Source organism: Sphaerisporangium siamense, from assembly GCF_014205275.1.
In the GTDB taxonomy this organism is placed as follows: domain Bacteria; phylum Actinomycetota; class Actinomycetes; order Streptosporangiales; family Streptosporangiaceae; genus Sphaerisporangium; species Sphaerisporangium siamense.
Genome location: NZ_JACHND010000001.1, coordinates 5,221,771 through 5,246,104 on the forward strand (window position 1 = coordinate 5,221,771; position 24,334 = coordinate 5,246,104).

Here is a 24,334-nt window from a genome sequence, read left to right on the forward strand (position 1 = left end):
GAGGGCTCCTCTCTCGTGGCGCCCCCGTGATGCCCGCCGGCGTCGCGGGGGCGCTTCGCTGCCCTCAGGCCCGCCCCTCAGGAAGGACTCCGATGAGCGACCTCGCAGAAACGATCCTCGGCCGGATCCGCGACGTCCCCGACTATCCCAAGCCCGGCGTGGTGTTCAAGGACATCACCCCGCTGCTCGGCGACCACGGCGCGTTCGCCGCCGTCGTGGACGCCCTGGCCGACGGGCTGGACGTCGACAAGGTCGTCGGGATCGAGGCCCGCGGCTTCATCCTGGCCGCCCCGGTGGCGTACACGGCGGGCGCGGGGTTCGTGCCCATCCGTAAAAAGGGGAAACTGCCTGCCGCGGCCCACGAGGCGTCCTACGATCTGGAGTACGGCTCCGCCGTCATCGAGGTCCACCGCGACGCCTTCGCCCCTGGCGACCGCGTGCTGATCGTCGACGACGTGCTCGCCACGGGGGGCACCGCCCGTGCCGCCGTGGAGCTGGTCGGCCGGGCCGGTGCCGAGGTCGTGGCCGTGTCGGTGCTGATGGAACTCGCCTTCCTCAAGGGCCGTGAGCGTCTGAGCGGCGTCGACGTGCGCACCTTGGTGGTCGTCTGATCCACGGGCCGGGAGGAGGGCGTCTCCAGCGTGGATACACTGGAGAATCTGGACTCGACGTGAGGAGTCTGAGTGCCCCGTGATGTGGCCTTGCCCGAGGTGACCGACACCCCAGCGCCGGTTTCCGCGCCCGCGGACGAGACGGGTCCAGCCACGCCCGCGGGCACGGAGGACAGACCGGCGCCTGTCGTACGACGCAGGCTGTCCCGGTTCGGGGGGCAATGGGGTGGAGCAATGAATCCGGTTCTGGAACCGCTGTTCAAGACGGTCCGGGCCACTCATCCCAAGGCCGACCTCCGTCTGATCGAGCGCGCCTACGACGTCGCCGCCTACCACCACCGTGATCAGAAACGGAAGAGCGGCGACCCGTACATCACCCACCCGCTGGCCGTCGCCACCATCCTCGCCGAGCTCGGCACCGACGACGAGACCCTGTGCGCGGCCCTGCTCCACGACACCGTCGAGGACACCGCCTACGGCCTGGACGAGCTGCGCGGCGACTTCGGCGAGAACATCGCGCTGCTCGTCGACGGCGTCACCAAGCTGGACAAGGTCAAGTTCGGCGACGCCGCGCAGGCCGAGACCGTGCGCAAGATGGTCGTCGCCATGTCCCGCGACATCCGGGTGCTGGTGATCAAGCTCGCCGACCGGCTCCACAACATGCGCACGCTGCGCTACCTGCCGCGTCACAAACAGGAGCAGAAGGCCCGCGAAACGCTGGAGATCTTCGCGCCGCTGGCCCACCGGCTCGGCATGAACACCATCAAGTGGGAGCTTGAGGATCTGGCGTTCGGCATGTTGTACCCCAAGCGGTACGACGAGATCGCCCGTATGGTCTCCGAGCGCGCCCCCCGGCGCGACCTGTTCCTCCAGGAGGTCATCGAGAAGGTCGCCGGCGACCTGCGCGAGGCCAAGATCCGCGCGACCGTCAAGGGCAGGCCCAAGCACTACTACTCGATCTACCAGAAGATGATCGCGCGCGAGGTGGCGTTCGACGACATCTACGACCTGGTGGGCATCCGCGTCCTGGTCGACACCGTCCGCGACTGTTACGCCGCGCTAGGAACGATCCACGCACGGTGGAACCCGGTGCCCGGCCGGTTCAAGGACTACATCGCGATGCCCAAGTTCAACATGTACCAGTCGTTGCACACGACGGTGATCGGGCCCGAGGGCAAGCCCGTGGAGCTGCAGATCCGCACCCGCGCGATGCACCACCGCGCCGAGTACGGCGTCGCGGCCCACTGGAAGTACAAGGAGGAGATGGCGGCCTCCGGCCCGGCGGGGGCCCGCATGAAGTCGGCCGGCGACATGGCCTGGCTGCGCCAGCTCCTCGACTGGCAGAAGGAGACCAGCGATCCGGGCGAGTTCCTGGAGTCGCTCAGGTTCGACCTGTCGGTGTCGGAGGTCTTCGTCTTCACCCCGCGCGGCCAGGTGATCGCGCTGCCCGAGGGCGCCACCCCCGTCGACTTCGCCTACGCCGTCCACACCGAGGTCGGCCACCGATGCATCGGCGCCCGGGTGAACGGCCGCCTGGTCCCGCTGGAGAGCCGGCTGAGCAACGGCGACACCGTCGAGATCTTCACCTCCAAGTCCCCGGACGCCGGTCCCTCGCGCGACTGGCTGAAGTTCGTCAAGAGCGGCAGGGCGCGCAACAAGATTCGCCAGTGGTTCTCCAAGGAGCGCCGCGAGACCGCGATCGAGGCGGGCAAGGAGGCCATCGGCAGGGCCATGCGCAAGCAGGGCCTTCCCTTGCAGCGTCTGATGTCCGGAGAGAGCCTCCTGGCGCTCGCCAGGGACCTCCGGTACCCGGACGTCTCGGCCCTGTACGCGGCGGTCGGAGAGGGCCACACGGCCGCGCAGGCGGTGGTCCAGAAGCTCGTGCAGTCCCTGGGCGGCGTCGACGGCGCCGAGGAGGACATCGCCGAGGCCGCCGTCCCCACCAAGCTGCGCGGCCGCCCGCCCCGCAGCGGCACCAACGCGGGCGTGATCGTCGCGGGCGACTCCGACGTCTGGGTGCGCCTGTCCCGCTGCTGCACCCCCGTCCCCGGCGACGACATCGTCGGCTTCGTCACGCGCGGCCACGGCGTCTCGGTGCACCGCACCAACTGCCCCAACGTCGAGCAGCTCAGGGCCGAGCCCGACCGCCTGGTCGAGGTCAGCTGGTCGCCCACCGACGACTCGGTGTTCCTGGTGGCCATCCAGGTCGAGGCGCTGGACCGCCCCCGCCTGCTCTCCGACGTCACCCGCACGCTCTCCGACCAGCACGTCAACATCCTGTCGGCCTCGGTCACCACCTCCCGCGACCGCACGGCCGTCAGCAAGTTCACCTTCGAGATGGGCGACCCCAAGCACCTGGGCCACGTCCTGAAGGCCGTACGCAACATCCAGGGCGTCTACGACGTCTACCGCGTGACCAACTGACCCCCCGCCCCCTAGGCCGGCTGTCTCCCGCACAGCCACACCCAGAGGCTTCTTGAAGCCCTTCCGAGGGCCGGAAGAGAGCACCGAGTCGTGAGGGCGCGCTCGGTGCCCTGAGGCGAGGGGTGGGGACGAAGCTCTCCGAATGAGGACCAGAGTCGATTCAATGATCCTCTTGAGCCAGGCTTCTAGGCAGTGCCACGGCCCCCCCGTGAGGGCGCGCCGGTGCTCTGGAGGAGGAGGGAGGAAGGGGGCGAGGAACGAGCCCCCTTCCGACCGACGACGGAAGAGCACCGGCTCAAAGGCGCCCTCACGCCGCGCCGCCGGAGGCGGCGCCATAAGCACAGCACATCCCGGCCGGTCAGGTCGGCCGGGACGTCCCGTGGTGCCGGGTGAGAGGCGGGACGTGTCAGGAGGAGAATTCGGCGAGCGTGCGCTCGGCCTCTTCCAGCCAGGAGCGCCGGGCGGCGATGGCCTCCTCGGCCTCCTTGACGTCCTTGTCCTTGCCCGCGGTCCTGGCCTTGCCGAGGCGGCTCTCAAGCTGCTCGATGGAGCGGCGCAGCTGGTCCACGGTGTTCTGGGCGCGGGCGCGCGCCTCGGGGTTGGACCGCTTCCACTCGGCCTCCTCGGCCTTGCGGACGGCCTCGTCGATGCGGCGCAGCCCGCCTTCGAGCCGGTCCCTCAGTTCCCGCGGCACCGGCCCGACGGCCTCCCAGCGCTCCAGGACGCCCCGCAGGGCGGCGCGGGCGGCGCGGGCGTCGGTGACCGGCAGGATGCGCTCGGCCTCGGTGAGGATGCGCTCCTTGGCCTCGGCGTTCTCCCGCAGGGATGCGTCGCGCTCGGCGAACACCTCCGAGCGCGCGTGGAAGAACTGGTCCTGGGCGGCCTTGAACCGGCCCCACAACTCGTCCTCCGCCTCGCGTGAGGCGCGTCCGGCGGCCTTCCAGCGGCGCATCAGGTCGCGGTAGGCCGAGGCCGTCTCTCCCCAGTCGGTGGAGGTGGCGAGTTCCTCGGCTTCGGCGACGATGCGCTCCTTGGTGCTGCGCACGGACTCGCGTTGTTCGTCCAGGCCGGCGAAGTAGGACTTGCGCCGCTTGGCGAAGGCCGTCCTGGCCGCCGACAGACGCTTCCACAGGGCCGCCTCGGTGACCCGGTCGATGCGCTCGGCCGCCTTCCATTCGTCGACGAGCTGGCGCAGGCGTTCGCCACCGGACTTCCAGTGGGTGGTGTCCTCGGCGATGCGCTCGGCCTCGGCGACGATGCGTTCCTTGACCTCGCGGGACTGGGCCCGCGCCTGGTCCCGGGCGGCTCGTACCTCTTCGCGGCGCTTGCCGACCAGGTCGGTCAGCGCCTCCAGGCGCGAGGAGAGCGCCGCGAGGTCGCCGACGGCGTGGGCCTCGGCGATGGAGTCGCGCAGCTTGACGATCGTGGCCTCGGCTTGCGCCGGGGGCAGGTCGGTGCCGCGCACGCGCTGTTCCAGCAGCTCCACCTGGGTCGCCAGCTCGTCGTACTTGCGATGGAAGTAGGCCAGCGCCTCTTCGGGCTCACCGGCCTGCCAGGACCCGACGGCCCGTTCTCCCTCAGCCGTACGAACGTAGACGGTGCCGTCGTCGTCTACCCGGCCCCACGGGTCGGTGCTCACCGTGTCCTCCCGCACTCGAATCAGCCTCCAGGAGGCTATGCGTCCTTGTTGTATTACGTCAGCTCTTGCCAGAGATTGTCACGTGTTTGATTTCGACCGGGTCCTTGGGAGCACCCGTGCCGTCGCCCATCCCCCCCGGCAGGACGCCCTTCTTGCTCACATCGTCCAGGATGTCCAGTCCCTTTGTGACGGTACCGAACGGTGTGTAGTTCGGGGGCAGCTGGAGGTCCCCGAAGATGATGAAGAACTGGCTCCCGTTGGTGCCGGGGCCGCTGTTGGCCATCGCCGCCACGCCGCGCTTGTACTGGGCGCCGGTGAGGTTCTCGTCGGTGAACCGGTAGCCGGGGCCGCCCTGGCCGTCGGTGGCGCTCTTGCCGTCCGCCTTGGCCAGCGGGTCGCCGCACTGGATCATCGGGAACGACGCCTCGCCCATGCGGTGGCACTTGGACCCGTCGAAGTACTTCTGCTTGGCCAGGAACGCGAAGGAGTTGGCCGTGCAGGGGGCCTTGTCGGTGGCCAGGTCGATCACGATGTCGCCGTGGTTGGTCTGCAGCGTCATCGTCTCAAGGGAGGTGTCCGCCTTGGCCGGCGGCATGCCGACGTTCTTGGCCGGCCCTCCGGAGCTGTCGGCGACGTAGTCGCACGTGCCGGTCGCCGCGTCGTACGGCTTGGGGCTCGGCCCCTCGGAGGGTGGAGCCGACGCGGACGGGGTCGTCGCGGCCTCGGTCTTCGAATCGCCACCTCCGACCAGCGCTACGGCCGCGAAGATGCCGCCCACGACGACGAGCACGCCTAGGCTCGTGCCGATGATCGCGACGCGCTTCTGCCGGGCCTGCCGCTCGGCGCGCCGCTGCGTCTGCCGCTCGTAGTGCTCCCGTGCCAGCTGCTTCTGACGGTCCTTGCCGGTCGTCACCGCTGTGCCCTCCCGACTGTCCGAGTTGGTCTGTTTGGTCGTCTGACTGGACGACCGCCACCTTTATGGAGTGGGCGAATCGTATCGGCCCACAGGCAATGGTTCGCAGCCCGGCGACCCGCACCGGTACCCTTCGGTTACATTCCCATCCGCTTTCCTTGACGAGATCGATCACACCGAGGTCCGCTTCCGTGCTCATCGACGGCTTTCCCGCCGGGTCTTTGCAGGCCAACTGCTACGTCGCCGCTCCCGCCCCCGGCGAGGAATGCGTGATCGTCGACCCAGGCCAGGACGCCATGGCCGGCGTCGACGCGCTTGTGCGCGAACACCGCCTCAAGCCCGTCGCGGTGCTCCTGACGCACGGCCATCTCGACCACGTGTGGTCGGTCGCGCCGGTGTGCGGGGCGCGCGACGTCCCGGCCTGGATCCACCCCGAGGACCGCGAGCTCCTCAGCGACCCGGCCAAGGGCTTCTCGCTCACGCCCGGCCAGGATCTTTTCGGGGGGCTGACGTTCACCGAGCCGGACGACGTGCGCGAGCTTTCCGACGGTTCGGTGCTGGAGATCGCGGGCATGGCCATCACCGTCGACCACGCGCCCGGGCATACCAGGGGGTCGGTGACGTTCAGGTTCGCGGAGGAGCGTGTGATGTTCTCCGGAGACCTGCTGTTCGCCGGCTCCATCGGACGCAGCGATCTTCCGGGCGGTGACTACCCGACCATTCTGCGCAGCCTGGGCCGTGTGTGCCTGACGCTGCCGGACGACACCGCGGTGCTGCCCGGTCACGGACCACAGACGACGATCGGCCGCGAACGCGCCACCAACCCGTACCTCGCCGAGGCGGCGCCGTTCGCGGGTCCAACCAGGGGACTGTAATGAGCTTTCAGGCGCCCAAGGGCGTACAGGAATACGTTCCGCCGCAGTCGGCGACGTTCCTCGCGGTGCGCGCGGCCTTCTCGAACGCGGCCGCCAACGCCGGCTACTCCTACATCGAGGTGCCCGTCTTCGAGGACACCCAGCTGTTCGCGCGCGGCGTCGGCGCGTCCACCGACGTCGTGACCAAAGAGATGTACACCTTCTCGGACAAGGGCGGCCGGTCGATCACGCTGCGGCCCGAGTTCACCGCGGGCGTGATGCGCTCGACGCTGGAGCACGGCCTGCACCAGGGCCAGCTTCCGGTCAAGCTCTGGACCACCGGCCCGGCCTTCCGGTACGAGAGCCCGCAGTCCGGCCGCTACCGCCAGTTCTACCAGTTCAACCTGGAGGCCATCGGCACCGAGGACCCGGCGGTCGACGCCGAGACCATCGCCGTGGCCTGGACGGGCTACCAGGCGCTCGGCCTGACCCAGGTCCGGCTGAAGCTGAACACCCTCGGCTGCAAGCAGTGCCGCCCGGCCTACCGCGCCGCCCTGCAGGACTTCCTGCGCGCGCTGGACCTGGACGAGCCCACCCGGGCGCGCGTCGAGATCAACCCGCTGCGCGTGCTGGACGACAAGCGGCCCGAGGTCAGGGCCCAGGTCGAGAACGCCCCGCTGATCATCGACCACCTGTGCGCGTCCTGCAAGGCCCACCACGACCGGGTGCGCTCCCTGCTCGAAGATCTGGGCGTCCCCTGGGAGGACGCGCCCCGCCTGGTGCGCGGGCTCGACTACTACACCCGCACCACCTACGAGTTCGACCACCCCCTGCTCGGCGCGCAGTCCGGCATCGGCGGCGGGGGACGCTACGACGGCCTCTCCGAGGACATCGGCGGCCCGCCGCTGCCCGGCATCGGCTTCGCCGTCGGCGTCGACCGCATCATCCTCGCCGTCGAGGCCGAGAACCTCGCTCAGGAGGCCCCGCCGCGCGTCGCGGTGTTCGGGGTCCCCCTCGGCGAGGAGGCCGCCAGGCGCCTGTTCAGGCTCGTGCACGAGCTGCGCGCGGCGGGCGTGGCGGCCGACATGGCCTTCGACGGCAAGGGTCTCAAGGGCGCCATGAAGGGCGCCGACCGTTCGGGGGCCGCCTACGCGGTGATCCTCGGCGACCGTGACATCGCCGCCGGGACCGCCCAGGTCAAGCACCTCGCGAGCGGCGACCAGACCGCCGTACCTCTCGCCGAGATCGTCACCACCCTGAAGGAGAGACTGACCAAATGATCCGCACGCACACCGCCGGATCGCTGCGCAAGGAGCACGCCGGCCGGCAGGTGACGCTGGCCGGGTGGGTGGCGCGCCGCCGCGACCACGGCGGCGTGGTCTTCATCGACCTGCGCGACGCCTCGGGCACCGCCCAGGTGGTGTTCCGCGAGGAGGACCACGCGCACGACCTGCGCTCGGAGTACTGCGTCAGGATCACCGGCGAGGTGCGCGCCCGTCCCGAGGGCAACGAGAACCCCGACCTGCCCACCGGCGAGGTCGAGGTCGTCGCCTCGGAGGTCGAGGTGCTGAGCGAGTCCGCGCCGCTGCCGTTCCCCATCGAGGGCGGGGCGGGCGTCTCGGAGGAGGCCCGGCTCAAGTACCGCTACCTCGACATCCGCCGCCAGCAGGTCGCCGACGCGCTGCGCGTGCGCTCCACCGCCACCTACCTGGCCCACGACGTCATGCGCGAGCACGGCTTCGTGTACGTCGAGACCCCCGACCTCACCCGCTCGACCCCCGAGGGCGCCCGCGACTTCCTGGTGCCGGTGCGCCTGCAGCCGGGCTCCTGGTACGCCCTGCCGCAGTCGCCCCAGCTCTTCAAGCAGCTCCTCATGGTGGGCGGGCTGGAGCGCTACTACCAGCTCGCCCGCTGCTTCCGCGACGAGGACCTGCGCGCCGACCGCCAGCCGGAGTTCACCCAGATCGACGTCGAGATGTCGTTCGTCGACCAGGACGACGTGATCGCCCTCGGCGAGGCGCTGATCGCCCGCGTGTGGAAGGAGACCCTGGGCTACGAGATCCCCACGCCGCTGCCCCGGCTCACCTACCGCGAGGCCATGACCCGCTTCGGCTCCGACAAGCCCGACCTGCGCTTCGGCTGCGAGCTGGTCGAGATGACGGACTACTTCGCCGGCACGTCCTTCCGGGTCTTCCAGGCGCCCTACGTCGGCGCCGTGGTCATGCCCGGCGGGGCCTCCCAGACCCGCAAGGAACTGGACGCCTGGCAGGACTGGGCCAAGTCGCGCGGCGCCAGGGGCCTGGCCTACGTCCTCATCGGCCAGGACGGCGAGCTCGGCGGCCCCGTCGCCAAGAACCTCACCGACCAGGAGCGCGCCGGCCTCGCCGAGGCCGTCGGCGCCGCGCCGGGCGACGCGGTGTTCTTCGCCGCGGGCGCGCCCTCGGCCTCGCGGGACCTGCTGGGCGCGGCGCGCCTGGAGATCGGGCGGCGCTGCGGCCTGATCGACGAGTCGCGGTGGAGCTTCCTGTGGGTGGTCGACGCCCCCATGTTCGAGCCGGTGCTCGACGAGGTCGGCCGCCAGACCGGCTGGACGGCCGTGCACCACCCGTTCACCGGCCCCAAGCCCGAGTGGGCCGACACCTTCCAGGACCACCCCGGCGAGGCCCTGGCGTACGCCTACGACATGGTGTGCAACGGCATGGAGATCGGCGGCGGCTCGATCCGTGTCCACCGGGCCGAGATGCAGCAGCGGGTCTTCGACGTGCTCGGCATCTCCAAGGAGGAGGCCGAGAGCAAGTTCGGCTTCCTGCTGGAGGCGTTCAAGTACGGTCCGCCCCCGCACGGCGGCATCGCCTACGGCTGGGACCGCGTCTGCATGCTGCTCGCGGGCGGCGAGTCCATCCGCGACGTCATCGCCTTCCCCAAGACGGCCTCCGGCTTCGACCCCCTGACGAGCGCGCCCACGCCCATCACCCCCGAGCAGCGCAAGGAGGCCGGGGTCGACGCGCGGCGCGCCCCCGCCCCCGGCGCCTGACACCCTCCGCGAAAGACCCGGGCCCGGCACGCCTTCGCGTGCCGGGCCCGGGTCTTTCGCCGTGAAGGTCCGCCGTCAGCGGCTGATCCGCAGGTCCTTGATGATGACGGGCAGCTTGGGGGCGTTGGAGCCCTCGCCGCGCACGTCGGCCATGGGGTCGCCGTTGAAGGGGATGATGCCGCCCTTGGCGATCTTGTCGATGACGTCCATGCCCTTGGTCACCACGCCGAACGGGGTGAAGGCGGCGCCCTGGTCGCTCAGCTGGGTGTTCTCGTCGGAGAAGCTGAACCAGAACTGGCTGCCGTTGGAGTTGGCGTCCTCGCTGGACTGGGCCATCGCGACCGTGCCCCGGCCGAGCGGCATGCCGCCCAGGTTCTCGTCCTCGAACAGGTAGCCCGGGCCGCCGGTGCCGTCCTCCGCGGTCTTGCCGTCGCCCTTGGCCAGCGGGTCGCCGCACTGCAGCATGCCGAGCCCGACGGTCTCGGGGGTGGCGAGGCGGTGGCACCGCGTGTTGTCGAAGTAGTTCTTCTTGGCGAGGAACTCGAAGGAGTTGACCGTGCAGGGCGCCTGCTGGGTGGCGAGCTGGATCACGATCTCACCCTGGTTGGTGTCGATCGTCATCCATTTCGCCTTCAGGTCGGGCTTGGCGGGCGGCGTGCCGACGCTCTTGGCCGGCGACCCGCTGTCGTCCTTCCGGTAGGTGCACTTCGTGGCCGCCGGCGCGGCGGTCGCGCCGGGAAGCGCGGCCGTGGTCCCGGCGGAGGGGGAGGCCGAGGCCGAAGCCGATGCCGTGGGGGAGGCTTCGGGGGCGGCCCCGGGATCCTTGTCGTCGCCGCCCATGAGGGTGGTGGCGGCGATGACGCCGCCCGCGACGAGGACGACGCCCGCGACGGCGCCGATGATCGTGTTCCGCTTGGAGGACGGGCCGCCCTTGCCCCGCTGCTCCTGTCGCTCGCGGTGCTCCCGTGCCAGCTGGGTCTGGCGATCCACGTCGGTCACGGTATGCCTTTCATTTGCCGATAGATGACTTGAGATGCCCGGGAATCGTACCGGCCTTTACGTTGGGGTCGCATAAAACGCGCAGTTCGCGCGGGTATGAAGATCATTGGTGACCTACCGTACCCCTGGGGCAGATCGTTGCTGAGTGGAAAGTTGCGATGCTGACTTCTTACGCGGGCTTCACGTCGCCGCGGTAATCATCGGGGTGGCGCGGTCACGGACCGCGGGCCGGGGGACGTTCCCGAGAACCAGGAGCGGGCCTGATCCGTATTAGGGACGACACGTCACACCACAGGAGCCAAGACATGTTCGAAGAGGTCCTCGGCCTGCCCGCCCACCCGCTGATCGTGCACACCGCGGTGATCTTCATTCCGCTGCTCGCGGTCGGCTCGGTGGTCTACGGAGTGGTCCCGCGCTGGCGGCCCGCCCTCGGCTGGGCCGTGGCGGCGCTGGGCGTGGCCGCCCCCCTGACCGCGTTCGCCGCCCGCCAGAGCGGCGAGGCCTTCCAGGAGCGGCTCTTCTCCGGCGGCGCGCCCGAAGGCGCGATGGCCCAGCGGATCCAGGAGCACGAGAGCTTCGCCCTGCCCCTGCTGCTGACCTCCATCGGGCTCGGCGCGGTCGCGCTCCTGCTGGTGTACTCCGCCGCCAGGCTCGGCAAGACCGCCACCACGGTCCTGTCCGTCCTCACCGTCCCGCTCGCCCTGGCCGCCGGGTTCTACGTCCTGCGCGCCGGCCACACCGGCGCCACCGCCGTCTGGGGCGGCTGACCTCCGAAGCCCCCCGCGGGAAGGCCCCGCCAGGACGGCGTGGGCCTTCGCCGGCGGCGGTAGTGTCAACGCGTGGAGAGTTTGTTCGACGCGGCGGCCGAGGAGGCGCACAAGAGCCAGGAGCCCCTGGCGGTGCGCATGCGGCCGAAGACGCTCGACGAGGTCATCGGGCAGCGCCACCTTCTCGGGCCCGGTACGCCCCTGCGCCGGCTCGTCGAGAGCGACGCGCCCATGTCCCTGTTCCTGTGGGGCCCGCCCGGCACGGGCAAGACCACGCTCGCCTACGTCGTCGCCGGCGTCACCGCCCGGCGCTTCGTCGAGGTCTCCGCGGTGTCCGCCGGCGTCAAGGAGGTCCGCGCGGCCATCGAGCAGGCCAGGGCCGAGCTCGGCATGAGCGGACGCCAGACCGTCCTGTTCGTCGACGAGGTGCACCGCTTCAACAAGGCCCAGCAGGACGCCCTGCTGCCCGCCGTCGAGAACCGCTGGGTGACCTTCATCGGGGCCACCACCGAGAACCCCTTCTTCTCGGTGATCTCCCCGCTCCTGTCGCGCTCCCTGCTGCTGACCCTGGAGTCCCTGTCGGAGGACGACGTGCGCGCCGTCCTGGAGCGCGCCGCGCGCGACCCGCGCGGGCTCGGCGGCCGGGTGACCCTGACCGCGCCCGCGCTGGACCATCTCGTGCGGCTGGCCGGCGGAGACGCGCGCCGCTCGCTCACCTACCTGGAGGCCGCCGCGCTGCTCGTCCCCGACGGCGAGATCACCGTCGAGACCGTCGAGAAGGCCGTCGACAAGGCCGCCGTCCGCTACGACAGGCAGGGCGACCAGCACTACGACGTCGTCAGCGCGTTCATCAAGAGCATGCGCGGCTCCGACGCCGACGCCGCGCTCCACTACCTCGCCCGCATGATCGAGGCGGGGGAGGACCCGCGGTTCATCGCGCGCCGCGTCATGATCTTCGCCTCCGAGGACGTCGGCATGGCCGACCCGACCTGCCTGCAGGTCGCCGTGGCCGCCGCCCAGGCCGTCCAGATGGTGGGCCTGCCCGAGGGACGGCTCAACCTCGCCCAGGCCGTGATCCACTGCGCGCTCGCGCCCAAGTCCAACGCCGTCATCAAGGCCATCGGCGCCGCCGCCGACGACGTCAGGCGCGGGCTGATCGGCCAGATCCCCGGCCACCTGCGCGACGCCCACTACCCCGGCGCCGCCAAGCTCGGGCACGGCAAGGGCTACCAGTACCCCCACGACTTCGAGCACGGGCTGGTCCGCCAGGAGTACGCGCCCGAGCCGATCCGCGACCGCCGCTACTACGAGCCCACCCGGCACGGCAGCGAGCAACACTTCGCCGACCGCTGGTCCAAGATCAGGGAGTTCCTCCGCGGCGGCCCGTGATCCGTGCCGTACCAGGGGCACTCCCGGCCGCCCGCCCGTCCACAGGCGGCGTCCGCCGTCCACGGCGGGGCGTGCTGAGCGCGGGCCAGGGCGCCGGGCGCGATAGGGTCTCCCCATTCCATCGCCCTAGCCGGGCCGCACATCCGCAAGGCGCCTACGAGGGGACGCACCGACATGCTTACCGCCGGAGAGGTCGCCGGCCTCATCGTCGCCATGTTCTGGGCGATACTGGTCTGCTTTCTCGCAGTCGTCCTGGTCAGGCTGGCCAAACTGCTGACGCAGACCACCAAGCTGATGGCCGACCTCAACGACCGGGTCATCCCCCTGCTCGACGACGTCAGCCTCACCGTCGCCGAGGCGAACCGGCAGCTCGTCGCGGTCGAGGCCATCGCGGGCGACATGAAGCAGGTCAGCGGCAACATGGTCAAGGTCACCGGAGTCGCCTCCACGTTCTTCGCCAAGCCGCTGATCAAGGCTTCGGCCCTGGCGCACGGCGTGCGCCGCGCCGTGAGCGCGCGCCGCGCCCCCCGGCCCTCCCTCGAAGGGCGGCGGCGCGCATGATCCGCCGGCTGATCTACCTCGGCCTGGGCGCGTACATCGGCGTCTGGACGATGCGTAAGCTGCAGGCATTGAAGCCCGAGCACGTCGCGCGCCGCGCCGCCGACGGCGCCCTCGGCCTGGTCGCGGAGGCCAGGCTGTTCGCCAGGGACGTCCGCGGCCTGGCCGCCGGGCGCGAGGCCGAGCTGCGGGCGCGCTTCGCGCTCGAACCCGCCGGGGACACCCGGCCCACCCAGGAAACCCACCACAACGACGTAAAGGACGGCCGCTGAGATGGAGTCGGCAGAGATCGCCCGCCGCTTCCTGCGCTTCTTCGAGGAGCGCGGTCACACCGTCGTGCCCTCGGCCAGCCTCGTCGCGGAGGATCCCACGCTGCTGCTGGTCAACGCGGGCATGGTCCCCTTCAAGCCCTACTTCCTCGGGCAGAAGAAGCCGCCCTTCCCGCGCGCGGCCAGCGCCCAGAAGGTCATGCGCACCCTCGACATCGACGAGGTCGGCAAGACCACGCGCCACGCCAGCTTCTTCCAGATGCTCGGCAACTTCTCCTTCGGCGACTACTTCAAGGAGCAGGCCCTCCCGTACGCCTGGGAGCTGCTGACCAGGCCGGAGTCCGAGGGCGGGTTCGGCTTCGCCCCCGAGCGCCTGTGGGTCACGGTCTACCACGACGACGACGAGGCCGCCGCCATCTGGCAGCACAAGATCGGCGTCCCCGCCGAGCGCATCCAGCGCCGCGGCATGGCCGACAACTTCTGGTCCATGGGCGTCCCCGGCCCGTGCGGCCCCTGCTCCGAGATCTACTACGACCGCGGCCCCGAGTACGGCCGCGACGGCGGGCCCGTCGCCGACGAGAACCGCTACCTCGAAGTGTGGAACAACGTCTTCATGCAGTTCGAGCGCGGCGCGGGCGGCGGCAAGGACGGCTTCCCGATCCTCGGCGAGCTCCCCGCCAAGAGCGTCGACACCGGCATGGGCCTCGAACGCATGGCCGCCATCCTGCAGGGCGTCGACAACATCTACGAGATCGACACCACCTACAAGATCCTCGACAGGGCCGCCGAGCTCACCCGGTCCCGCTACGGCAGGAACGCCCGCGCCGACGTCTCGCTGCGCGTCATCGCCGACCACATGCGCGCCGGCGTCATGCTCGTCGGCGACGGCGTCCTGCCCTCCAACGAGGGCCGCGGCTACGTCCTGCGCCGCATGCTGCGCCGCGCCATCCGCAACCTGCGCCTTCTCGGCGCGGGCGAGGAGCGCTACATGCACGAGCTCACCGCCACCACCATCGAGGTCATGGGCCGGCAGTACCCCGAGCTCAAGGTCGACGCCGCCAACATCCACACCGTGATCGACGCCGAGGAGGCGTCCTTCCTCGGCACGCTGCGCACCGGCACCGCGATCTTCGACGCCGCCGTCGAGGAGACCAAGCGCAAGGGGCGCTCGGTCCTCGCCGGCCCGCAGGCCTTCCAGCTCCACGACACCTACGGCTTCCCCATCGACCTCACCCTTGAGATGGCCTCCGAGCAGGGCCTCCAGGTCGACGAAGAGGGCTTCCGCCGCCTCATGCAGGAGCAGCGCGACCGCGCCAAGGCCGACTCCGCCGCCAAGAAGACCGGCAACGCCGACGTCTCGGTGCTCGGCGCGATGCTGGACAAGGCCGGCCGCGTCGACTTCCTCGGCTACGACCTCACCGTCGCCGAGGCCACCGTCGTCGGCGTCCTCGTGGACGGCGCATCGGTGCAGGCGGCCGGCGCGGGCGCCACCGTCGAGATCGTCCTCGACCGCACCCCCTTCTACGCCGAGGGCGGCGGCCAGCTCGCCGACCAGGGCGTGATCCGGTCCTCGGGCGCCTCGGTCGAGATCGTCGACGTGCAGTCCCCGTTCGCGGGTCTCGTCGTCCACCGCGGCAAGGTGAGCGAGGGCGAGGTCCGCGTGGGCGAGCCCGTCCAGGCCGAGGTCGACATCGAGCGCCGCCGCGCCATCTCGCGCAGCCACACCGCGACCCACCTGGTGCACCGCGGCTTCCGCAACGCCCTCGGCGAGAGCGCCGCCCAGGCCGGCTCGGAGAACTCTCCCGGGCGTTTCCGCTTCGACTTCACCGCGGCCGGGGCCGTCGCGCCCGCCGTGCTGCGCGACGTCGAGGACGAGGTCAACGCCATCCTCATCAACGACCTGAAGGTCCACGCCTACCACACCTCGCTCGACGAGGCCCGCGCCATGGGCGCGCTGGCCCTGTTCGGCGAGAAGTACGGCGACGAGGTCCGCATCGTCGAGGTCGGCGAGTACTCGCGCGAGCTGTGCGGCGGTACGCACGTCGCCAGCTCCGGGCAGCTCGGCCTGATCAAGGTGCTCGGCGAGTCGTCGATCGGCGCCGGCGTCCGCCGCGTCGAGGCCCTGGTCGGCATCGACGCCTTCCGGTTCCTCGCCCGCGAGAGCGTGCTCGTCGCCCAGCTCAGCGAGCAGCTCAAGGCCCGCCGTGAAGAGCTGCCCGAGCGCATCGACGGCATCGTCTCCCGCCTGCGCGCCGCCGAGCGCGAACTGGAGAAGGTCCGCTCGGCCCAGGTGCTGGCCGCGGCGGGCGAGCTCGCCGCCTCCGCCCGCGACGTCAACGGCGTCTCGGTCGTGACGCACCGCGCGCCTGACGGCACTTCCGCCGATGACCTGCGTAAACTCGCTCTGGAAGTGCGCGGGCGTTTCCCCGGTGACCGCGCCGCGATGATCGTGGTCGCCGGTGTGCCCGCAGACCGGCCGGTCGTGGTCGCCGCAGTGAACGATGCGGGACGCACCCGGGGCCTTGCGGCCGGGCGACTGGTCGGCGTCGCCGCCAAGGCACTTGGGGGTGGCGGTGGCGGTAAAGATGACGTCGCACAGGGCGGCGGAGCCCGTCCGGAGGCGATCGGTGACGCGCTCGACGCCGTCGGCCGCGCGATCCGGGAGACCCTGTCCTGACCGACCAGGCGAACCCCGTCCGGGCGACCCCGGGAACCCGAACCCCGGCCGGCCCGCGCGCCGGCGTGCGGGCGGGGGACCAGGGGTGTGCCTCGTGAGGCGGGGGGTGCGGCTCGGGGTGGATGTCGGGTCGGTCCGGGTGGGGGTCGCGCGCAGTGACCCGTCCGGGCTGCTCGCCACCCCGGTCGAGACCGTCCGCCGGGGCCGCGGCGACCTGGACCGCATCGCGGCCATCGCCGCGGAGCACGAGGCGATCGAGGTCGTCGTCGGCCTGCCGACCTCGCTGTCGGGCCGCGAGAGCCACGCCGCCGCCGCCGCGCGCGAGTTCGCCGTGCGCCTGGCCGCGCGGCTCTCGCCCACGCCGGTGCGCCTGTACGACGAGCGGCTGACCACCGTGACCGCCCAGCAGGGCCTGCGGGCGAGCGGGGTCAAGGCCAGGAACCAGCGCGCGGTCGTCGACCAGGCGGCGGCCGTCGTACTGCTGCAGGCCGCCCTGGACGCCGAGCGCGCGAGCGGCGCGCCACCGGGCAGACCCGTCGAGCCGCCGGGGCGCCGCCCCGGCGGAGAATCGAGCGCCGGGCCGATCCAGTGACCCGCCCGCCCGGCCCACCTCACGGGCCGGAGCAGCACGGGCCGGAGGATCACGGGGCGGAGCGCCACGGGCCGGAGCAGCCGCGCGGCCGATCCGGCCAGGAGCCCCCCGACGACCCGGTGGGCCCGGCCGCCCCCGACGACCCGGACGGTGTGCGGCGGACGATCAGCCCTGGCGGTCCCGACGAGACGGGTGCTCCGGAGGACTCGGGGGATGTCCTTTCCGTGGCCGGGGCGGCCGAAGGACGCACGAGTGGCGGGGAGGGGGCCGTCGAGGGTGAGCCGGAGGGGCTCATCCGGTTCCAGGACGAGGCCCGGGAAGAGAGCGAAGAGGAGCGGAAGGGGCGGGGGCGGCGGGGGCTGATCGCGCTGGTCGCCGGGGGGAGCGCGGTGCTGGTCGCCGCGGGGCTCGCCGGGGCGTTCGTCCTGTTCAAGCCGTTCCTCTCACCGGAGGACTTCGACGGCCCCGGCACCGTACCGGTCGTCGTCCGGATAGCGCCGGGCGCGAGCGCGGGCGAGATCGCCGAGACGCTCGTGCGCGCCGAGGTCGTCGCGAGCGCCAGGTCGTTCGTCGGCGTGGTGGAACGGCGCGGCAAGGAGAACGGCCTCAGGCCCGGCCACTACCGGATGCGCAAGCGCATGGCCGCCTCGATGGCGCTCGACCTGCTGCTCTCCCCGCAGGCCAGGATCCGCAAGCGCGTCACCCTGCCGGAGGGCCTGCGCGCCGTCCAGAGCGTCGCCCGTCTCGCCAAGGGTTCGGGCCTGCCCGCCGCCGAGTTCGGCCGGCTGGCCGCCGCGCCCGCCGGGCTCGGCCTGCCCGCGTACGCCAACGGCGCGGTCGAGGGCTTCCTGTTCCCCGCGACCTACGACGTGGAGCCGTCCACCGGGGCGCGCGATCTGATGCGGGCGACCGTCCGCCGGTTCAAACGGGCCGCCACCCGCGTGGACCTGGAGGCGGGGGCCGGGCGGCTGAAGCTGACGCCCCGCGAGGTGGTGATCGTCGCCAGCATCGCGCAGGCCGAGGGGGGCAGGGTCGCCGACTATCCGAAGATCGCGAGAGTCATCTACAATCGGCTGGCCTCCCGAGCCAAGCTGGAGATGGACAGCACCGTGATGTACGGCCTGGGCAAGCACGGCATCGTGGCCTCACATGCCGAGATCAAGCGTGACACCCCTTACAACACCTACATGCACCCCGGGCTGCCGCCGGGCCCGATCTGCAACCCCGGCGAGGCGGCACTCCGGGCGGCGCTGAGTCCGGCAAAGGGTGATTGGTACTGGTTCGTCACGGTGGACCCAGAGCGTAGAATCACGAAATTCACCGACAAAGAGAGCGAGTTCGTGAAGTTCCGAGCAGAGCTAAACAAGCGTCTCGGGCAGCACTGATGCCCGTCGGGACGGTTGCCACCTCTAGGACAAGTCCGGCGATCTTCGTCGTTCAGTCCTATGGTGGTGGAACGACGACTTGCCTGGTATGCCCCACCAAAATCGGGCGCTTGCGCGACGATGGGCAGGTCGGACAGGGAGATTGGCGTGCGCACATATGAACGATCTCGACCTCGATAGTCTGCTCGGCGCCGAGGACGACGAGGGCCCGCGGCGCAGGGGCCGCGGCTCACGGGTCAACCGGGCCCGCAGCAGGAGGCGCCAGCGCCGCCAGCGGCGCAAGGGTTTCGTGGCGTTCTTCGTGGCGATGGTCATCATCGTCGGCGTCCTCGGCGTCGGTGGCTACTACGGCTACCAGTGGGTCCGCGGGATGGCGGTCGCCGAGGACTACGCCGGGCCGGGCGCCGGCGAGGTCGTCATCGAGATCAAGGACGGTCAGAGCGCGGGCGACGTGGCGCAGACCCTCGTCGAGCAGGGCGTCGTCGCCAGCGAGCGCGCGTTCGTCAACGCCATCGACGCGGCCGGCAAGACCGGTTCTCTCCAGCCCGGCCAGTACAAGCTGCGCAAGGGCATGGCCGCCGGCGTCGCCGTCCCGCTTCTCGACCCCAAGCTCAGGCTCCAGACCACGCTGACGATCCGCGAGGGCCTGCGCCTCTCCCAGATCCTCCAGCAGCTCTCCACCGCCACGGGCAAGCCGGTGTCGGCCTTCCAGAAGGCCGCGAAGGACGCCGAGTCCCTCGAACTGCCCGCCTACGCCAAGGGCCGCCTCGAAGGGTTCGCCTTCCCCGCGACCTACGAGATCTCCCCGAAGTCCACGCCCGACGACATCCTCGCGAGCATGGTGGCGCGCTACAACGACGCCGCCGAGCAGGCCGACCTCGTGGCGGGCGCCAAGAAGGTGGGCCGCACGCCGCTGGAGATCGTGACGATCGCGAGCATCGTCCAGGCCGAGTCGGGCAACGTGCGCGACATGGGGAAGGTCGCCCGGGTGATCTACAACCGGCTGAACCGCGACCCCGAGATGAAGCTCCAGATGGACAGCACGGTCATGTACGGCCTCAACAAGTTCGGCATCGCGGCCACGCACGAAGAGCTGAAGAGCAAGTCGCCGTACAACACCTACGCGCGCCTCGGCCTGCCTCCCGGCCCCATCGGCAACCCCGGCGACCACGCCATCGAGGCGGCGCTGAACCCGGCCAAGGGGAACTGGCTGTTCTTCGTCACCACCGACCCCAAGAGGGGCATCACGAAGTTCACCGACTCGGAGACGGAGTTCTTCAAGCTCGCCGAGGAGTTCAACAAGAACCACGGGGTGGGCTGATGGAGCGGCGCGCGGCCGTCCTCGGCTCCCCGATCTCCCACTCGCTGTCGCCGGCCCTGCACCGGGGCGCGTACGCCGCGCTCGGGCTGACGGGATGGCGCTACGACGCGATCGCCTGCGACGAGGCCGGACTGCCCGGCCTGCTCGCGGGCCTCGGGCCGGAGTGGGCCGGGCTGTCGCTGACCATGCCGCTCAAGCGGGCCGTGCTGCCCCTGCTCGACACCGTGGCGGACCTGGCGGTCGAGGTCGGCGGCGTCAACACCGTCGTGCTGCGCGACGGCGCCCGGCACGGCGAGAACACCGACGTGCACGGCATCGTCGCGGCGCTGGCCGAGTCGGGGGTGCGGGCGCCGCGCGGCGCGACCATCCTCGGCGGCGGGGCGACGGCGGCCTCGGCCCTGGCGGCCCTGCGGGAGCTCGGCCTGCCGGAGGCGACGCTGGTCGTGCGGGACAGGACCGGCGCCCGGGAGACCGAGGAGGCGGCCGAGCGGCTGGGCATGCGGGTCACGGTCGAGACGTTCGACAAGCTGGACGCCCTGCTGGACGTGGACCTGGCCGTCTCCACCCTCCCGCCGGGCGCGGCCGACCCCTACGCCGCGTCGCTCGCGGCGGTGCCCACGCTCTTCGACGTCGTCTACGCCCCTTGGCCGACCCCTGTGGCACGGGCCGTGGCCGGCGCGGGCGGCACGGTCGTGAGCGGCTTCACCATGCTGGTACACCAGGCCGTACGCCAGGTCGAGCTCTACACGGGCCTGCGCCGAGGGGCGGTGCCCGTGGACCTCGTCAAGGCGGCCGGCGAAGCCGAGATCGCCAGACGATCGGCTCGAACGGATTGAGCACGCGAACTCCGCTTCGCTCGATCTCCGTCATGGTCTCTCCGGGTGTGCGCAAGGACACGCCATCGCCGGGTCGTGCTTCGTATCGGCGAAGCAACGCATCGTGACGGCGGAGGGGGAAGATTCGGCGGACACGCCGTGTTGTGGTAGTGTGACTGCTTGATCGGTCCGGCATGAAGGCTGGACGCGCAAGCGGAGGTCTTCCTCCCACCTGATCGGCTGCGAGGTCGATGGGTTCAGGATCACTCCGGAGCTCCTCCGGGGAACCCGGGGCCGGGCGGCCGATGGGTTCCAGTGGCCCCGCATGCGCGACGTGCGGGGCTTTTCGCTTTCCGGGCGAGGGGCTGCCGTCACGGTCGAGCACTCACGCGGACAAATGCCAGGCACCTAGGAGGTCCCATCAGCACTGAGCCCCGCATCAACGAGCGTATTCGCGTGCCCGAGGTCCGTCTCGTGGGGCCGAACGGCGAGCAGGTCGGCATCGTCTCGATCGGCGACGCCCTGAAGCTGGCCCAGGAATCGGATCTCGACCTGGTCGAGGTCGCGGCCACGGCCCGTCCGCCCGTGTGCAAGCTCATGGACTACGGCAAGTTCAAGTACGAGTCGGCCATGAAGGCACGCGAGGCGCGCCGCAACCAGGCGCACACGATCATCAAGGAGATCAAGCTCCGGCCGAAGATCGATCCGCATGACTACGAGACCAAGAAGGGTCACGTCGTGCGGTTCCTCAAAGCGGGGGACAAGGTCAAGGTCACCATCATGTTCCGCGGGCGCGAGCAGTCGCGTCCGGAGCTGGGCTTCCGGCTTCTGCAAAGGCTCGCGGAGGACGTCACCGAGCTCGGCTTCGTGGAGTCCCAGCCCAAGCAGGACGGCCGGAACATGATCATGGTGATCGGGCCGCACAAGAAGAAGGCCGAGGCCAAGGCCGAGCGTGCCGCGGCCCGCACCAAGTCCGACGAGGCCGGCGAGCACGGCGAGATCGGCGAGCACGGCGAGGCGGACGTGAGCACCCCGGACGTGGCGTAGGCCACGCGGCCGCACCAGTGATGTACCCCGCCTGACGATCCGGCGGGATGTGGACACCGAGACCGGGTCAGGGCCTCACCGGGTGAGTCCCCGGATGAGGTACCTTGACCCGGGCCATCGGCACGGACGAACGACGAGGGAGATACGGCTGTCATGCCGAAGATGAAGACGCACAGCGGTGCGAAGAAGCGGTTCCGGCTCAGCGGTTCCGGCAAGGTCATTCGCCGCCGCGCGAACCGTGCCCACTACAACGAGCACAAGCCGTCCACGCGGACGCGCCGTCTCGCGCCTGAGGTCGTCATGTCCGATGCCGACACCAAGAAGATCAAGAAGCTGCTGGGCAAGTAACCGAACCCCCGGGGAGATAGAACAATGGCACGCGTAAAGCGGGCGCTCAACGCCAAGAAGAAGCGCCGCGTCGTCCTCGAGCGGGCGAGTGGTTACCGGGGCCAGCGGTCGCGGCTGTACCGCAAGGCCAAGGAGCAGATGCTCCACTCGCTGACCTATGCCTACCGCGACCGCAAGGACAAGAAGGGCGCTTTCCGGCGCCTGTGGATCCAGCGCATCAACGCCGCCGCGCGCGCGAACGGCATCACCTACAACCGGTTCATCCAGGGCCTGAAGGCCGCCGGTGTCGAGGTGGACCGCAAGATCCTCGCCGACCTGGCCGTCAACGACGCCCAGGCGTTCGCGGCGCTGGCCGAGGCCGCCAGGAAGGCGCTTCCGGCCGACGTGAACGCGCCGGTCGCCGGCTGACGCCCGGCGCACACACGAACTCAGGTGGACGACTCGTTCTCTCGCGGAGCGGGTCGTTCGCCGTTCCGGGGCCCGTACGCGGCCGCCCCGGCAGGGCCGTCCAGGGGGGCACATTGGCGGAGCCGGAGCTGACCAACATCAAGTCGCCGCGGGTCAAGGCCGCCAGGCGGCTGGCCAAGCGCGCCTTCCGCGACCGCGACCGCGCGTTCCTGGCCGAGGGCGCGCAGGCCGTCAGGGAGGCGCTGGCGCTGCCCGGCGTCACGGTCGAGCTGTTCGCGACCGCGGAGGCGGGGACGCGGCACGCCGACATCGTGGCCGCCGCGCGCCAGGCCGGGGTGCCGGTGTTCGGGGCCAGCGGCGAGGTCATGGCCGAGCTGGCCCAGACGGTCACGCCGCAGGGCCTGCTTGCCGTCTGCCGGTTCGTGCACGTCCCGCTGGCCGAGGCGGTGCCCGGCGGCGCGTCCCTCGTCGCGGTGCTCGCGCACGTCCGCGACCCCGGCAACGCGGGCACGGTGCTGCGGACGGCGGACGCCGCCGGCGCGGACGCGGTGGTCTTCACCGACGCCTCGGTGGACCCCTACAACGGCAAGTGCGTCCGGGCGAGCGCCGGCAGCCTGTTCCACCTGCCGGTGGTCACCGCGGCCCCGGTGGCGGAGACGGTGCGCCACCTGAAGGACTCGGGGCTGCGGGTCCTCGCCGCCGACGGCGCGGGCACCCGCACGCTGGACGACGTGGACCTGGCCGGGCCCACGGCGTGGATCTTCGGGAACGAGGCCTGGGGCCTGCCCGAGGAGGTTCTCAAGCTCGCCGACGAGGTCGTGCGGGTGCCGATCTACGGGCGCGCCGAGAGCCTGAACCTGGCGACGGCGGCCGCCGTCTGCCTGTACGCCTCGGCCCGGGCCCAGCGGGCCGCCGCGGCGCGCTGAGACGGGGCGGCGTGGCCGTGCGCGCCGCGGCGGACGGGGCGCGGCGGCGGGTAGTCCCATCGGGCATGGCCGGGCGCCCGATGCCCGGCGTAGGGCTGCCGTCGGGCACGGGAAACCCGCTATTGTCGGCCCTGTAGGGGCGAGGAGGCGATGGTGCGCGGCGGACGGACCCATGGGCAGGAGGCCGATGCCGCATGCCTGATCGACGTCGACGACCTTCCCGACGGGGTCATCGTGGCCGACGCGCGCGGCCGGGTGGTCGCGTTCAACCACGCCGCCTCCAGCCTGACGGGCGCCGACCGCGAGGCCGTCCTCGGCGGTCACCTGCCCGAGGTGCTGCCCTTTCGGGACAACGACGGCCGCGACTGGTGGAAGTGGCTGGACGCCTACGGCGGCCTGCGCATCCGCAGCCGCCAGCCGGAGTGCTCGCTGTACCTGCCGGGCCGCCACGAGCTGCTGGTCGCGGTCCGTTTCGTGCGCAGCCCCCGCCGCGGCGGCGACGTCGTCCGCGTGGTGATCACCCTGCGCGACGCCGCGGCCCGTGCCCGGCTGGAGCGCAGCAGGGCCGACCTGGTGTCCACCGTCGCCCACGAGCTGCGGTCCCCGCTGACCAGCGTCAAGGGGTTCACCGCGACGCTGCTGGCCAAGTGGGGCCGCTTCACCGACGACCAGAAGCGCGTGATGCTGGAGACGGTGAACGCCGACGCCGACCGCGTCACCCGGCTGATCACCGAACTGCTGGACGTCTCGCGCATCGAGTCGGGGCGGCTGCAGATCCACCGGCAGGTCGTGGACGTTCCCGCCCGCGCCCGTAAGATCATCGAAGGCCGGGTGGCGGCGGGAGAGCCGGAGGATCGCTTCCGGCTCGACGTGCGCGGCGAGCTGCCCGAGATGTGGCTCGACCAGGACAAGATCGACCAGATCCTGGGAAACCTGCTGGAAAACGCGGTGCGCCACGGACGCGGTACGGTGACGATAGTGGTGGAGCCGGTCGAGTGGGGAGTCGCCGTGTCGGTGCGCGACCAGGGTGAGGGTGTGGCACCCGAGCTGGCCTCGCGCGTCTTCCGCCAGTTCTGGCGGGGCAACGGGCGGCGCCGGGGCGGCACCGGCCTCGGCCTGTTCATCGTCAAGGGCCTGGTCGAGGCGCACGGCGGCACGATCACCGTGCAGCGTGCTCCGGGCGGCGGCGCGGAGTTCCGATTTACCATGCCCGCCGGCACTCCCGACTTCGCCTGAGGCGTCGCGCGAGTCGGCCGGCGGGCGGACCGCCGTGATTCACCGGCCGGCCGGTGCCGTGTCCGGGAGCATTAAAAGCCCGAAAAGCCCGAAATAAGCGGTCCACGAGGGCTCCACGGCCA

General features: G+C 71.2%; 22 protein-coding genes. 19 read left to right on the forward strand and 3 right to left on the reverse strand.

Annotation, left to right across the window (positions count from 1 at the left end; translation table 11 throughout):
• Positions 1–92 precede the first annotated feature (92 nt).
• Both BJ982_RS24095 and BJ982_RS24100 read left to right on the forward strand, forming a co-directional pair.
• Positions 93–611, forward strand: a complete 519-nt coding sequence (locus BJ982_RS24095; protein WP_184883630.1) for an adenine phosphoribosyltransferase — start codon at positions 93–95, stop codon at positions 609–611.
• Between the two features lie 234 nt (positions 612–845).
• Entirely contained in the window at positions 846–3,035 is a 2,190-nt protein-coding gene (locus BJ982_RS24100; protein ID WP_184883632.1) for a RelA/SpoT family protein, read from the forward strand.
• A gap of 406 nt (positions 3,036–3,441) precedes the next feature.
• Here the strand turns inward: BJ982_RS24100 and BJ982_RS24105 are convergent, their stop codons facing one another.
• Positions 3,442–4,674 (reverse strand): DUF349 domain-containing protein, encoded by a 1,233-nt coding sequence (locus BJ982_RS24105; RefSeq protein WP_184883634.1) that lies wholly within the window; start codon positions 4,672–4,674, stop codon positions 3,442–3,444.
• Between the two features lie 58 nt (positions 4,675–4,732).
• On the reverse strand, positions 4,733–5,587 hold the full coding sequence (locus BJ982_RS24110; RefSeq protein ID WP_184883636.1) for a peptidylprolyl isomerase: 855 nt from the start codon (positions 5,585–5,587) through the stop codon (positions 4,733–4,735).
• 191 nt (positions 5,588–5,778) lie between these two features.
• Between BJ982_RS24110 and BJ982_RS24115 the strand changes: the two genes are divergently transcribed.
• The 3 genes from BJ982_RS24115 to aspS are packed head-to-tail and all read left to right on the forward strand — an operon-like array spanning position 5,779 to position 9,475.
• Complete coding sequence (locus tag BJ982_RS24115) at positions 5,779–6,462, forward strand: MBL fold metallo-hydrolase (protein ID WP_184883638.1); 684 nt, start codon at positions 5,779–5,781, stop codon at positions 6,460–6,462.
• Positions 6,462–7,721: a histidine--tRNA ligase gene (gene hisS / locus BJ982_RS24120; protein WP_184883640.1), complete on the forward strand. Its 1,260-nt coding sequence runs from the start codon at positions 6,462–6,464 to the stop codon at positions 7,719–7,721. Before BJ982_RS24115 ends, hisS begins: the two co-directional genes overlap by 1 nt.
• On the forward strand, positions 7,718–9,475 hold the full coding sequence (aspS, locus tag BJ982_RS24125; RefSeq protein WP_184883642.1) for an aspartate--tRNA ligase: 1,758 nt from the start codon (positions 7,718–7,720) through the stop codon (positions 9,473–9,475). The genes hisS and aspS overlap by 4 nt, the downstream gene beginning before the upstream one ends.
• 75 nt (positions 9,476–9,550) lie before the next feature.
• Here the strand turns inward: aspS and BJ982_RS24130 are convergent, their stop codons facing one another.
• The gene (locus BJ982_RS24130) at positions 9,551–10,465 is read right to left on the reverse strand and encodes a peptidylprolyl isomerase (protein ID WP_307784657.1); all 915 of its coding nucleotides are present in this window, start codon (positions 10,463–10,465) and stop codon (positions 9,551–9,553) included.
• A 314-nt stretch (positions 10,466–10,779) separates the two neighbouring features.
• On the opposite strand from BJ982_RS24130, the gene BJ982_RS24135 reads away from it, so the two are divergent.
• From BJ982_RS24135 to BJ982_RS24200, 14 genes are all read left to right on the forward strand, one after another.
• On the forward strand, positions 10,780–11,241 hold the full coding sequence (locus BJ982_RS24135) for a DUF2231 domain-containing protein (RefSeq protein ID WP_184883646.1): 462 nt from the start codon (positions 10,780–10,782) through the stop codon (positions 11,239–11,241).
• Between the two features lie 72 nt (positions 11,242–11,313).
• Complete coding sequence (locus tag BJ982_RS24140; protein ID WP_184883648.1) at positions 11,314–12,630, forward strand: replication-associated recombination protein A; 1,317 nt, start codon at positions 11,314–11,316, stop codon at positions 12,628–12,630.
• A 174-nt stretch (positions 12,631–12,804) separates the two neighbouring features.
• Positions 12,805–13,191, forward strand: a complete 387-nt coding sequence (locus BJ982_RS24145) for a DUF948 domain-containing protein (protein ID WP_184883650.1) — start codon at positions 12,805–12,807, stop codon at positions 13,189–13,191.
• On the forward strand, positions 13,188–13,460 hold the full coding sequence (locus tag BJ982_RS24150) for a hypothetical protein (RefSeq protein WP_184883652.1): 273 nt from the start codon (positions 13,188–13,190) through the stop codon (positions 13,458–13,460). Before BJ982_RS24145 ends, BJ982_RS24150 begins: the two co-directional genes overlap by 4 nt.
• Position 13,461: 1 nt before the next feature.
• The gene (gene alaS / locus BJ982_RS24155; protein ID WP_184883654.1) at positions 13,462–16,134 is read left to right on the forward strand and encodes an alanine--tRNA ligase; all 2,673 of its coding nucleotides are present in this window, start codon (positions 13,462–13,464) and stop codon (positions 16,132–16,134) included.
• Positions 16,135–16,228: 94 nt separating this feature from the next.
• Positions 16,229–16,726, forward strand: coding sequence for a Holliday junction resolvase RuvX (gene ruvX / locus BJ982_RS24160; protein ID WP_184883656.1), 498 nt, complete (start codon positions 16,229–16,231; stop codon positions 16,724–16,726).
• The gene (mltG, locus tag BJ982_RS24165; RefSeq protein WP_203959374.1) at positions 16,723–18,111 is read left to right on the forward strand and encodes an endolytic transglycosylase MltG; all 1,389 of its coding nucleotides are present in this window, start codon (positions 16,723–16,725) and stop codon (positions 18,109–18,111) included. Before ruvX ends, mltG (BJ982_RS24165) begins: the two co-directional genes overlap by 4 nt.
• A gap of 157 nt (positions 18,112–18,268) precedes the next feature.
• The gene (gene mltG / locus BJ982_RS24170; protein ID WP_184883658.1) at positions 18,269–19,432 is read left to right on the forward strand and encodes an endolytic transglycosylase MltG; all 1,164 of its coding nucleotides are present in this window, start codon (positions 18,269–18,271) and stop codon (positions 19,430–19,432) included.
• A complete protein-coding gene (locus tag BJ982_RS24175) occupies positions 19,432–20,268 on the forward strand; it encodes a shikimate dehydrogenase (protein ID WP_184883660.1) in 837 nt (278 codons plus the stop codon). The genes mltG (BJ982_RS24170) and BJ982_RS24175 overlap by 1 nt, the downstream gene beginning before the upstream one ends.
• A gap of 417 nt (positions 20,269–20,685) precedes the next feature.
• Positions 20,686–21,294 (forward strand): translation initiation factor IF-3, encoded by a 609-nt coding sequence (gene infC, locus BJ982_RS24180; RefSeq protein ID WP_311772306.1) that lies wholly within the window; start codon positions 20,686–20,688, stop codon positions 21,292–21,294.
• A 153-nt stretch (positions 21,295–21,447) separates the two neighbouring features.
• Complete coding sequence (rpmI, locus tag BJ982_RS24185) at positions 21,448–21,642, forward strand: 50S ribosomal protein L35 (protein WP_184617270.1); 195 nt, start codon at positions 21,448–21,450, stop codon at positions 21,640–21,642.
• Between the two features lie 24 nt (positions 21,643–21,666).
• Entirely contained in the window at positions 21,667–22,050 is a 384-nt protein-coding gene (gene rplT / locus BJ982_RS24190) for a 50S ribosomal protein L20 (RefSeq protein WP_184617271.1), read from the forward strand.
• A 113-nt stretch (positions 22,051–22,163) separates the two neighbouring features.
• Positions 22,164–22,976, forward strand: a complete 813-nt coding sequence (locus BJ982_RS24195) for a TrmH family RNA methyltransferase (protein ID WP_184883662.1) — start codon at positions 22,164–22,166, stop codon at positions 22,974–22,976.
• Between the two features lie 150 nt (positions 22,977–23,126).
• Positions 23,127–24,212, forward strand: coding sequence for a sensor histidine kinase (locus BJ982_RS24200; RefSeq protein ID WP_184883664.1), 1,086 nt, complete (start codon positions 23,127–23,129; stop codon positions 24,210–24,212).
• Positions 24,213–24,334: the final 122 nt, after the last annotated feature.

Coding starts and splice junctions, on each gene's coding strand:
- BJ982_RS24175 (WP_184883660.1), top strand. CDS start 19,432: ATGGAGCGGCGCGCGGCCGTCCTCGGCTCCCCGATCTCCCACTCGCTG.
- BJ982_RS24150 (WP_184883652.1), top strand. CDS start 13,188: ATGATCCGCCGGCTGATCTACCTCGGCCTGGGCGCGTACATCGGCGTC.
- BJ982_RS24200 (WP_184883664.1), top strand. CDS start 23,127: ATGGTGCGCGGCGGACGGACCCATGGGCAGGAGGCCGATGCCGCATGC.
- aspS (WP_184883642.1), top strand. CDS start 7,718: ATGATCCGCACGCACACCGCCGGATCGCTGCGCAAGGAGCACGCCGGC.
- hisS (WP_184883640.1), top strand. CDS start 6,462: ATGAGCTTTCAGGCGCCCAAGGGCGTACAGGAATACGTTCCGCCGCAG.
- BJ982_RS24145 (WP_184883650.1), top strand. CDS start 12,805: ATGCTTACCGCCGGAGAGGTCGCCGGCCTCATCGTCGCCATGTTCTGG.
- BJ982_RS24095 (WP_184883630.1), top strand. CDS start 93: ATGAGCGACCTCGCAGAAACGATCCTCGGCCGGATCCGCGACGTCCCC.
- rpmI (WP_184617270.1), top strand. CDS start 21,448: ATGCCGAAGATGAAGACGCACAGCGGTGCGAAGAAGCGGTTCCGGCTC.
- rplT (WP_184617271.1), top strand. CDS start 21,667: ATGGCACGCGTAAAGCGGGCGCTCAACGCCAAGAAGAAGCGCCGCGTC.
- alaS (WP_184883654.1), top strand. CDS start 13,462: ATGGAGTCGGCAGAGATCGCCCGCCGCTTCCTGCGCTTCTTCGAGGAG.
- BJ982_RS24135 (WP_184883646.1), top strand. CDS start 10,780: ATGTTCGAAGAGGTCCTCGGCCTGCCCGCCCACCCGCTGATCGTGCAC.
- mltG (WP_184883658.1), top strand. CDS start 18,269: ATGAACGATCTCGACCTCGATAGTCTGCTCGGCGCCGAGGACGACGAG.
- BJ982_RS24100 (WP_184883632.1), top strand. CDS start 846: ATGAATCCGGTTCTGGAACCGCTGTTCAAGACGGTCCGGGCCACTCAT.